9 protein-coding genes and 1 pseudogene are annotated in these 9,948 nt (G+C 68.0%); 7 read left to right on the top strand and 3 right to left on the bottom strand.

Annotated features, from left to right (window positions below; translation table 11 throughout):
* Positions 1-677: 677 nt before the first annotated feature.
* Both MZTS_RS16100 and mntR read right to left on the bottom strand, forming a co-directional pair.
* On the bottom strand, positions 678-986 hold the full coding sequence (locus tag MZTS_RS16100) for a hypothetical protein (protein WP_192284626.1): 309 nt from the start codon (positions 984-986) through the stop codon (positions 678-680).
* 193 nt (positions 987-1,179) lie between these two features.
* Positions 1,180-1,668, bottom strand: coding sequence for a manganese-binding transcriptional regulator MntR (mntR, locus tag MZTS_RS16095; protein ID WP_192284625.1), 489 nt, complete (start codon positions 1,666-1,668; stop codon positions 1,180-1,182).
* 383 nt (positions 1,669-2,051) lie between these two features.
* On the opposite strand from mntR, the gene MZTS_RS16090 reads away from it, so the two are divergent.
* Entirely contained in the window at positions 2,052-3,386 is a 1,335-nt protein-coding gene (locus MZTS_RS16090) for an Nramp family divalent metal transporter (RefSeq protein ID WP_192284624.1), read from the top strand.
* Positions 3,387-3,395: 9 nt separating this feature from the next.
* On the opposite strand, the gene MZTS_RS16085 is transcribed toward MZTS_RS16090, so the two are convergent.
* Complete coding sequence (locus MZTS_RS16085; protein ID WP_192284627.1) at positions 3,396-4,286, bottom strand: LysR substrate-binding domain-containing protein; 891 nt, start codon at positions 4,284-4,286, stop codon at positions 3,396-3,398.
* A 175-nt stretch (positions 4,287-4,461) separates the two neighbouring features.
* Between MZTS_RS16085 and MZTS_RS16080 the strand changes: the two genes are divergently transcribed.
* From MZTS_RS16080 to MZTS_RS16055, 6 genes and pseudogenes are all read left to right on the top strand, one after another.
* Positions 4,462-5,787: an SLC13 family permease gene (locus MZTS_RS16080; RefSeq protein ID WP_009866155.1), complete on the top strand. Its 1,326-nt coding sequence runs from the start codon at positions 4,462-4,464 to the stop codon at positions 5,785-5,787.
* Positions 5,788-5,914: 127 nt separating this feature from the next.
* Positions 5,915-6,319, top strand: a complete 405-nt coding sequence (sdhC, locus tag MZTS_RS16075) for a succinate dehydrogenase, cytochrome b556 subunit (RefSeq protein WP_009866156.1) — start codon at positions 5,915-5,917, stop codon at positions 6,317-6,319.
* Between the two features lie 12 nt (positions 6,320-6,331).
* Positions 6,332-6,751, top strand: coding sequence for a succinate dehydrogenase, hydrophobic membrane anchor protein (sdhD, locus tag MZTS_RS16070; protein WP_192284623.1), 420 nt, complete (start codon positions 6,332-6,334; stop codon positions 6,749-6,751).
* 31 nt (positions 6,752-6,782) lie between these two features.
* A complete protein-coding gene (sdhA, locus tag MZTS_RS16065) occupies positions 6,783-8,600 on the top strand; it encodes a succinate dehydrogenase flavoprotein subunit (RefSeq protein ID WP_009866522.1) in 1,818 nt (605 codons plus the stop codon).
* Between the two features lie 92 nt (positions 8,601-8,692).
* Positions 8,693-9,517 carry a succinate dehydrogenase iron-sulfur subunit gene (locus MZTS_RS16060; RefSeq protein ID WP_192284622.1) on the top strand — a complete coding sequence of 275 codons (825 nt, stop codon included), beginning with the start codon at positions 8,693-8,695 and terminating at the stop codon, positions 9,515-9,517.
* Positions 9,518-9,750: 233 nt separating this feature from the next.
* Positions 9,751-9,948, top strand: a pseudogene (locus tag MZTS_RS16055) (AprI/Inh family metalloprotease inhibitor); the annotation flags it as partial.

Raw genomic sequence — 9,948 nt, 5'->3', positions numbered from 1 at the left:
AATCTCCCGCATAGCTCGTCCGAGGACACTGCCCGGGCCTGTCGAGAGCGGCGCTAACCGCCTGTTCCGGCAGGCTCTCTTACGCGAAACCGGCCTCCATTCGGCGCAGAACGACCCGGATCCGGTCTGCGGCGGTGGCGCCAGTCGGAACGCCCCTGGGGCCCTGGCCGGTATTCCTGCGCGCCGTCCCCCTCGCGCTCCATCTCCTGCTGCCCTATGCTTCAAGGCCCAAACAGGAGACCGCCATGCGCTACACCGTTCACTGGACCGCGCCGTCAGGTCCGTCCTCGGAACCGCACACTCTCGGTCTCAGGGCTGCCGAAAGGGCCATGACCTTCGCGAGCATGGGAGCCGCCGGAGTCTATGTCGAAACGCCCGATGGTCAGGTCTTTCAGGCTCCCGCTCAGATGGCGGCTCTCGTCGAATACGCTCAGAGTGCCGACGCCCGGACGTGATTTTCTGAGCACGCGCGCATAGCGCCCCCGAACGAACCGGTTTGAGGTATCGGGCGCGTGTTCGTGTCTCACACCAAATCCGGTTGATCCCTTCGGGCTGGCGGATTTGGGCTTCGCTCAGGCGCCGCGCGGGCTGGCTGATACGGGACCGCTCCGATCAAGCGGATCCCGCAACAGACGCCATCCACCCCTGGGCCGGCGCATCGAACGCGGCGAGCTGGCTCAGCCCTCGTCCTGATCCTGAGCGGGGCGCAGGGATCGCTCCACGGTTTCCAGCACCGTGGTAGCGAGCGCCGCATCCGGATCGTCCCGGAACAGGACGTCGCGCAGCATGGCGAGGTAGCCTTCGAGGCGCTCGTCGTAATGGTCGGAATCGATCGAGCGCAGGACGCTGGCCAAGAAGCCCATCGCCATCTGGTGAGCCACCTGCTTGGCACCCAGTTCCGCCAAACCCTCGGCCAGGTTCGTCACGGCCGTATCGTGCCGGGCGCTGACGGCGGCCAGAGCCGCGAGTTGCTGATTCAGGTCCATGGGGTCCCTCGGACTGCACACCGGGCGATGATGAACGATTCCGCTCCAACCGCTCGCGCGAGCGGTTGCCTGAACGGACCGATGTTTCATACCCAATCCGGTCGATCCCTTCGGGATGGCGGATTTGGGCTTCGCTCGAACGCCGCGCGGGCTTGCCGATACGGTAACCCGCTCCGATCGAGCGGATGCCGTATCAGAGCTTCGCGTCGGCGAAACGACGGAAGGCGTCCAGCGTCTCGGCGCTGACATGGTGTTCGATCCCTTCCGCGTCGCGCCGCGCCGTCTCGCGGCTGACGCCGAGGGCGCAGAGGAAGCGCTCGACGATGCGATGCCGCTCCCGCGACTGCTCGGCCAGCGCTTGGCCCGCCGCGGTAAGGAACACGCCGCGATAGGGGCGCTGCTGCACGAGACCATCCTCGGCAAGCCGCTTCAGCATCTTGGCCACGGTCGGCTGCGCCACGCCGAGGCGGGCGGCGATGTCGACCTGCCGCGCCTCGCCGCCATCGCCGATCAGATCGGCGATCAACTCGACATAATCCTCCACGAGTTCCAGGCGACGCGCCTCGCGGGCCTGCCGGAAACTCTCGACATGGACCTCCGCATCGACGAGCGGCGCGTCCACGCCCGCCCGTCCCGGCTCCCGTGCCGGCTCCTGCCCCGTATCTCGCGACGCTTCCTGCATGGGGCCGGTGGGCTCCTCCGGTTTCGGGCGCGCTCTGTCCGCTCGCGCCGCACGCGCTGGTCCTAAACTCTCTCGAAACGCCCGCCGCGCCGGCCGCGCTCCTGCACGTCATCGGCCAGCCGGCATTTCCTGCGGCAATCCGAGCCCGATGCCAGGCCGGCTCCACCCTTTCCTGTTTAGCCTATGCGGGCCATGGGCGGGAACCCGGTGGCATGCCCCTTGATCTCAGCTTCGGCGCAGCTTTATAGCTCATGCTATAACCGACAGCCGACCGTCACCGCGGGCAACGGCTGCCGGCTTCCCTGTCGTGGCAGACCGGACGTTCGGACGCCGGATGCCGGCCAGGGGGAACGAGGCTCAGCCCGATGCGAATGGAAGCCGTGATGGATCAGGTTCGGCCGGCACCGCCCGGGCAAGCCTCCGCAGAGGCGAGCCTCGGCGCACTGAACGCCAGCGTGCCGGTGCGGATGGACGGATCCTGGCTGCGGCGGCTCGTGGCCTTTCTCGGCCCGGGCTACATGATCTCGGTCGGCTACATGGACCCGGGCAACTGGGCGACCGACATCGCCGGCGGCGCCCAGTTCGGCTACACGCTGCTCGCGGTCATCCTGCTCTCGAACCTGATGGCGATCGTGCTGCAGGCGCTGGCGGCGCGGCTCGGCATCGCCACCGGCCTCGACCTTGCCCAGGCCTGCCGCGAGCGAACCTCGCGGCCCGTCGCCATCGCCCTCTGGCTGATCTGCGAGGCGGCGATCATCGCCTGCGACCTCGCCGAGGTGATCGGTACGGCGATCGCCCTCAAGCTCCTGTTCGGCATCCCGCTGACGCTCGGCGCCATCATCACCGCCCTCGACGTGTTCGTGGTGCTGCTGCTGCTGCGCCGGGGGTTCCGGGCGCTCGAAGCCTTCGTCATCGGGCTCCTGACGATCATCTTCGTCTGCTTCGGCCTGCAGATCGCGATGGCCGCGCCCCCGCTCCAGGCGGTGCTCGGCGGCTTCATCCCCTCACGGGAGATCGTGACGAATCCGGCCGCGCTCTACATCGCCATCGGCATCATCGGCGCCACGGTGATGCCCCATAACCTCTACCTGCATTCCTCGATCGTGCAGACACGGGCCTATCCCCGCACGGAGGAAGGGCGCCGCGAGGCCCTGCGCTTCGCCGTCACCGACTCGACGGTGGCGCTGATGCTGGCCCTGTTCGTCAACGCCGCCATCCTGATCATGGCGGCGGCGGTGTTCCACGCGGGTGGTCGCACCGATGTCGAGGAAATCGAGCAGGCCTACGAGTTGCTCTCGCCGCTGCTCGGGGTCGGGCTCGCCTCGACCCTGTTCGCCGTGGCCTTGCTCGCCTCGGGCCTGAACTCGACGGTGACCGCGACCCTGGCCGGCCAGATCGTCATGGAGGGCTTCCTGCGCCTGCGGCTGCCCAACTGGGCCCGCCGCCTCATCACGCGGGGCATCGCCATCGTGCCGGTCGTCATCGTCACAGCCCTTTATGGCGACCAGGGCACGGCGAAACTCCTCGTGCTCAGTCAGGTCGTGCTCTCGATGCAGCTTCCCTTCGCGGTGATCCCACTGGTTCGCTTCGTCTCCGACCGGAAGCTGATGGGCAGCTTCGTGGTTCCGGGCTGGCTGAAGGGCCTGTCCTGGGCCATTGCCGCGATCATCGTCGTGCTGAACCTCAAGCTCCTCGCCGAGACGCTGCTTCCCGGCTGATCCTTGTTCTCAGGCGCCGGTGGCGCGCAGATGCGCCACGAAATCCTGTGCGAAGGGCGGCAGCGCCTCGCGGTCGCGCAGGCAGAGCGTGAGGTCGCGCGCCGCCCAAGAATCCTCCAGCGGCACGAGGACGATCTCCATCGTGCGCTTGGCCCGCCGCGCGGTGGTTTCCGGCACGATGCCGAGGCCGACACCGCATTCGACCAGACGGCAGACCGCGTCGAAGCTGCGGAGCTGCACCCGCAGGCGCATCGGCCGGCCGATGCGGGAGGCCTTGTCGGCGAGGAAGCGCGTCAGGGCACTCGGCCGGTCGAGCCCGACGAGATCGTGCTCCAGCACCTCCGCGAAGCCGACACTGTCGCGGCCGGCGAGGCCATGGCCGGCCGCGACCACGACGACGAAGCGGTCGTGGCGGAAGGGGAAGGTCTGGAGTGTCCCGGTATCCACGGTGCCCGCGACGATGCCGAGATCGGCCGCCCCGTCGGCCACCATCCCGACGATCTCGTCGGAGGTGCGTTCCTCGATATCGACGCTGACGCCCGTATGCAGGGCGAGATAGGCGGACAGCGCCTCCGGCAGGAACTCGGTCAGCGCATTGGTGTTCGACAACACCCGGATCTGACCGACGGCGCCCCCGGCGAAGACGGAGAGGTCGCCCTGCAGCCGCTCGACCTGGCCCAGGATCTCGCGGGTATGGGCCAGCAGGGCGCGGCCGGCGGGCGTCGGGGTAACGCCCTGGCGCCCGCGCAGCAGGAGCGCGGCGCCGAGGGATTCCTCCATCGCCCGCACACGGGCCGAGGCAGCGGCGAGCGCGAGATTCGCCCGCTCGGCACCATGGGTGATCGAGCCCGCCTCCACGATGTGGCGGAACAGGTTCAGATCGACGAGATCGAAGCGCATCATGGCTCTGGCCGGAAGAGGAGCAAGCCCTACGCTTTCGCGCTGAGTGGAGCCACCCCCGGCCCCACGGCCCATCACGACAGTGTGACCAGGGAGTGAACCTTCGCGCTTGGCGAAGGCACCCACTACGAAAGCCGAATTGCGAACGGTTCCAATTCACGTTTGAAGCACGCCCATGAGCGCCGCAGCGGCCAGCATGGTAGGAGGACAGGGCACGGTCGTCGCGGCCGGGGGCCTGCTCGTGCTGTGCATGGGGCTGTGGGCGACGGGCCTCGTGGCCGAGATCGTCACGGCGCTGATGTTCTTCGCCCTGGCGATGCTGCTCGAGCTCGCCCCCGCTCAGACGGTGTTTTCCGGCTTCGCCTCCTCCGCCTTCTGGCTGGTGACCAGCGGCATGGTGGTCGGGCTCGCCATGAACCGCACCGGCCTCGGCGACCGACTCGCCCGCCGGCTCGCGGCGCAGCTGCCCGCCTCCTATCCGGGTTTCGTGGCAGGCCTCGTCGCCTTCTCCTTCCTGCTCGCCTTCGTGATGCCGTCCAATCTCGGACGCATCGCCCTGATGGTGCCGGTGGTGATCGCCCTGTGCGATGCCTTCGGTCTCGAGGCCGGGCGCCCGGGGCGGACGGGGGCGGTGCTCGCCTTCGGTATCGCCACGCCGATGCTCTCGGCGGCGATCCTGCCCGCCAACGTGCCGAACCTCGTCATGGCCGGCACCGCCGAGACCCTGTTCGGCATCCATCTCGGCTATCTGCCCTATCTCTTTCTGCACGCTCCGGTTCTCGGCTTCGTGAAGGGCGCGCTGCTCGTCGCCTGCACGGTCCTGCTCTTCCCCGACCGGCTCGACGGAAAGCGGCCGGAACTGCCGCCGCTCCCCCCTCTGTCCGGTGAGGAGAGACGGCTCGCGGCGATCCTCACCGTGATGCTGGGACTGTGGCTGAGCGACGGCTGGCACGGCATCCCACCTGCCTGGATCGGGCTCGCAGCCGCCGTGATCTGCCTGCTGCCGGGCGTCGGCGTCCTGTCGCCCCAGAGCTTCGGCGAGATTCCTCTGAAGACCTGCTTCTACGTCGCCGCCCTGTTCGGGCTGACCGGGATCGTCAACGAGACCGGCCTCGGTGCCGATCTCGGTCACGCGCTGCTCGGCCTCGCTCCGCTCGAACCGGGCGCGCCCGCCCGGAATTTCGCGACGCTCACCGGCCTGTCGATCGGCTTCCTGTTCGCCGCCACCGCCAACGGGGCTCCGGCGCTCTACACGGCGCTGGCGGAGGAATTCTCCCGCGCCAGCGGGTTCGACCTGATGAGCGTGCTGATGGTGCAGGTGGTCGGCTACTCGACGCTGTTCCTGCCCTACCAGGCCCCGCCGATCGTGATGGCGATGGATCTCGGCCGCGTTTCGCTCCGGGACGCGACCAAGCTCACCCTGGCCACAGGCATCGTCTCCTTCCTCGCGGCGACTCCGCTGGCCTATCTCTGGTTCCGGCTGACAGGGGGACTCGCGTGAGACAGATGCGCGCGATCGTCAGTCCGACCTATGCTGCACCGCAGCACGGGCATTGCCGGTCGGAGACCGCCGCCCTAACCCTTCCCTGGAATTCATCCAACTTTTGACGCGAGGATCGTGAACCGCGATGGCCCCTACCGTCAGACCTACGGTCGCCCAGCCGCTCTCGCCCCATCTCCAGATCTACCGCTGGACCTGGACCATGGCGATGTCGGTGTTCCACCGCATCACCGGCACGGCCCTCTACGGCGGCACCTTCCTCGTCGCGGTGTGGCTGGTGGCCCTCGCCTCCGGCCCCCGCGCCTATGACGCGGTGGCGTGGTTCTTCGGCTCCTGGATCGGGCGCCTGATCCTGTTCGCCTATACCTGGGTGCTGATGCACCACATGCTGGGCGGCATCCGCCACTTCATCTGGGATGCCGGCTACGGCTTCGACCGGGACCGGCGCCTCGGCCTCGCCCGGGCCACTCTGATCGGCTCGGTGGTCCTGACCGTCGTGATCTGGGCGCTCGCCCTGCTGCTCGTGCGCTGAGAGACGCCTCCCATGTCCCAGGTCGATAACCGTCAGAACACCGCGCTTTCGATGCGCACGCCCCGCGCCCGGGTGAAGGGGCTCGGCGCCTCGGGGCACGGCGCCGGCCATTTCTGGCTGCAGCGCCTGACCGGCGCTTCGAACGCGCTCTTGATGCTCGCCTTCGTGGTGATCATCGCGCTGATGGCCGGGCGCACCTACCCGCAGGCGGTCGCCCTCGTGTCGCACCCGCTGGTGGCGATCATCCTGATCCTCGCGGTGGTGTCGGTGGCCACCCATATGCGGATCGGCATGCAGGTCGTCATCGAGGACTACGTGCACAGCAAGGGCCTCAAGGTCCTCGCCCTCGTCGCCAACACTTTCTACGCGGTCGCGGTGGCCGCCGCCTGCCTCTACGCGATCATCCGCGTGAGCCTGGGCGGCCTCGCCTGACCGCCGCCACGAAAACCGAGGATTCACGAAAATGGCATCCAACGGATCGAACGGCGGCGCGCCCGCCTACGCCATCACCGACCACACCTTCGACGTGGTGATCGTCGGCGCCGGCGGCGCGGGCCTGCGCGCCACGGTCGGCTGTAGCCAAGCGGGCCTGCGCACCGCCTGCATCACCAAGGTGTTCCCGACCCGCTCGCATACGGTGGCGGCGCAAGGCGGCATCTCGGCCTCGCTCGGCAATATGGGGCCGGACGATTGGCGCTGGCACATGTACGACACCGTGAAGGGGTCCGACTGGCTCGGCGACCAGGACGCGATCGAGTACCTCGTGCGCAACGCCCCTGCGGCGGTCTACGAACTGGAGCATTGGGGCGTCCCGTTCTCGCGGACCGAGGAAGGAAAAATCTACCAGCGCCCCTTCGGCGGCATGACCACCGATTACGGCAAGGGCACCGCCCAGCGCACCTGCGCGGCGGCCGACCGTACCGGCCACGCCATGCTGCACACGCTCTACGGTCAGGCGGTGAAGAACAAGACGCAGTTCTTCATCGAGTATTTCGCCCTCGACCTGATCATGGACGAGGAGGGCCGCTGCCGCGGCGTCATCGCCATCGATCAGGCGACCGGCGAGATCCACCGCTTCCGCGCCCAGCAGACCATCCTCGCCACCGGCGGCTATGGCCGCGCCTATTTCTCGGCGACCTCGGCCCATACCTGCACCGGTGACGGCAACGCCATGGTGCTGCGCGCCGGCCTGCCGCTGCAGGACATGGAGTTCGTGCAGTTCCACCCGACCGGCATCTACGGCGCCGGCTGCCTCATCACCGAAGGCGCGCGGGGCGAGGGCGGCTACCTGACCAATTCCGAGGGCGAGCGCTTCATGGAGCGCTACGCCCCCTCGGCCAAGGACCTCGCCTCCCGCGACGTGGTCTCCCGCTCCATGACCATGGAGATCCGCGACGGCCGGGGCGTGGGCAAGAACAAGGACCACATCTTCCTGCATCTCGACCACTTGGACCCGAAGATCCTGCACGAACGCCTGCCGGGCATCTCCGAGAGCGCAAAGATCTTCGCGGGCGTGGACGTGACCAAGGAGCCGATCCCGGTCCTGCCGACCGTCCATTACAACATGGGCGGCATCCCGACGAACTATCACGGCGAGGTGCTCACCCTGAAGAACGGCGATCCCGACACGGTGGTGCCCGGCCTGATGGCGCTCGGCGAGGCGGCCTGCGTCTCGGTCCACGGCGCCAACCGCCTCGGCTCGAACTCGCTGATCGACCTCGTGGTGTTCGGCCGCGCCGCCGGCCTGCGCTGCGCCGAGATCGTCGAGCCGAATGCCCGCCAGCCGGAACTGCCGAAGGATTCGGCCGAGAAGGCGCTCTCGCGCCTCGACCGCTTCCGCTACGCCGATGGCGGCACCCCGACCGCGCAGCTGCGCGACCGGATGCAGCGGACCATGCAGAACAATTGCGCGGTCTTCCGCACCGGTGAGGTGCTGGAGGAGGGCAAGGGCCTGATCCACGATGTCTGGCGCGGCGTCGCGGACATCAAGGTCAGCGACCGTTCGCTGGTCTGGAACACCGATCTCCTCGAGACCCTGGAATTCGATAACCTGATCGGTCAGGCGGTCGTGACCATGGAATCGGCGGTCAACCGGAAGGAAAGCCGCGGGGCCCATGCCCGCGAGGACTTCCCGGACCGCGACGACAAGGAGTGGATGAAGCACACGCTGGCCTGGCTCGACCAGTCCAAGCACGGTGTCGAGATCGATTACCGGCCTGTGCACACCTACACCATGTCGAACGAGATCCAGTACATCGAGCCGAAGGCGCGGGTGTACTGAGCGAAGCCAAGAGACCCTGATCCCGGAGCGATCGCTGACATCAGCTTGATCGCCCGGGACCATCCACGATCACCTGCGGAAGCTGCCTGCCCATGGCCCAGTTCAATCTTCCCAAGAACTCCCAGGTTACCGAAGGCAAGACCTGGCCCGCGCCGAACGGCGCGAAGAACCTGCAAAAGTTCCGGATCTACCGCTGGAATCCCGACGACGGCAAGAATCCGCGCATCGATACCTATCACGTCGATCGCGACGATTGCGGTCCGATGGTCCTCGACGCCCTGTTGTGGATCAAGAACAAGGTCGATCCCTCGCTCGTCTTCCGCCGCTCCTGCCGCGAAGGCATCTGCGGTTCCTGCGCCATGAACATCGAGGGCCAGAACGGGCTGGCCTGCACCATGGGCATCGACGAGTGCAAGTCGCCCGACAACGCCCTGCCGTTCCTGTCCCGCAAGGACAAGGACGGCGCGGTGCGGATCTATCCGCTGCCGCATATGCCGGTGCTCAAGGATCTCGTGCCGGACCTGACCAACTTCTACGCCCAGCACGCGGCGATCGAGCCCTGGCTGCAGACCGAGACGCCGGCCCCCGAGAAGGAATGGAAGCAGACGCCGGAGGACCGCGCCCGGCTCGACGGCCTCTACGAGTGCATCCTGTGCGCCTGCTGCACCACGAGCTGCCCGAGCTACTGGTGGAACGGCGACAAGTTCCTCGGACCGGCGGCCCTGCTCCAGGCCTATCGCTGGCTGATCGACAGCCGCGACGAGAACACCGGCGAGCGCCTCGACGGGCTGCACGATCCGTTCCGGCTCTATCGCTGCCACACGATCATGAACTGCGCCAACACCTGCCCGAAGAACCTGAACCCGGCCAAGGCCATCGCCGAGATCAAGAAGATGATGGTCGAGCGCGAAGTCTGACCCTCCTTCGCAGGACCGCTGCCGCGAGCCGCGCCCCGAAACGGGCGCGGCTTCTTGCGTTTCGATAGCCCGGCCTGGGCCGGCGCATCGACTGAGGCAGGCCTGCCACACCGGGGTAAAAACCCGCGCGCACACCGCTTTTCCCGCCCCCTCCGATGTCACTGCCTTGCCGCCAGCGCATTTGGCCGCGAGGGCAAGCGCGACTGTTGCGTGTTTCTGGGGGAGTGTCGTTGATGACGCGTGGGTTCCTGTCGAAAGCCGCCTGTCTCGCGCTCGCCGCGAGTGTCGGCGCCTGCGCCTCGAACCGCTTCGAGGGTCCCCGCGAGCGGCCCCGGCCGCAGGCGGCGCTCGAACCGGCCACGCCCGCCCTTCCCGCCGGCACGGTGACGAGCGAGCCGCTCGCGCCTCCGCCCGGTGCCGCGGCCGCCCCC

Origin of the sequence: Methylorubrum zatmanii (genome assembly GCF_014845115.1) — a bacterium.
Taxonomy (GTDB): domain Bacteria; phylum Pseudomonadota; class Alphaproteobacteria; order Rhizobiales; family Beijerinckiaceae; genus Methylobacterium; species Methylobacterium zatmanii.
The sequence above is the reverse complement of the archived record's forward strand: the minus strand, read 5'-3'. Positions and strand labels throughout refer to the sequence as shown.

What these genes read in the sequence shown, in the direction of transcription:
- MZTS_RS16100 (WP_192284626.1), bottom strand. Translation starts at nt 986, where the DNA reads ATGGACCTGAATCAGCAACTCGCGGCTCTGGCCGCCGTCAGCGCCCGG.
- mntR (WP_192284625.1), bottom strand. Translation starts at nt 1,668, where the DNA reads ATGCAGGAAGCGTCGCGAGATACGGGGCAGGAGCCGGCACGGGAGCCG.
- MZTS_RS16090 (WP_192284624.1), top strand. Translation starts at nt 2,052, where the DNA reads ATGGATCAGGTTCGGCCGGCACCGCCCGGGCAAGCCTCCGCAGAGGCG.
- MZTS_RS16085 (WP_192284627.1), bottom strand. Translation starts at nt 4,286, where the DNA reads ATGCGCTTCGATCTCGTCGATCTGAACCTGTTCCGCCACATCGTGGAG.
- MZTS_RS16080 (WP_009866155.1), top strand. Translation starts at nt 4,462, where the DNA reads ATGAGCGCCGCAGCGGCCAGCATGGTAGGAGGACAGGGCACGGTCGTC.
- sdhC (WP_009866156.1), top strand. Translation starts at nt 5,915, where the DNA reads ATGGCCCCTACCGTCAGACCTACGGTCGCCCAGCCGCTCTCGCCCCAT.
- sdhD (WP_192284623.1), top strand. Translation starts at nt 6,332, where the DNA reads ATGTCCCAGGTCGATAACCGTCAGAACACCGCGCTTTCGATGCGCACG.
- sdhA (WP_009866522.1), top strand. Translation starts at nt 6,783, where the DNA reads ATGGCATCCAACGGATCGAACGGCGGCGCGCCCGCCTACGCCATCACC.
- MZTS_RS16060 (WP_192284622.1), top strand. Translation starts at nt 8,693, where the DNA reads ATGGCCCAGTTCAATCTTCCCAAGAACTCCCAGGTTACCGAAGGCAAG.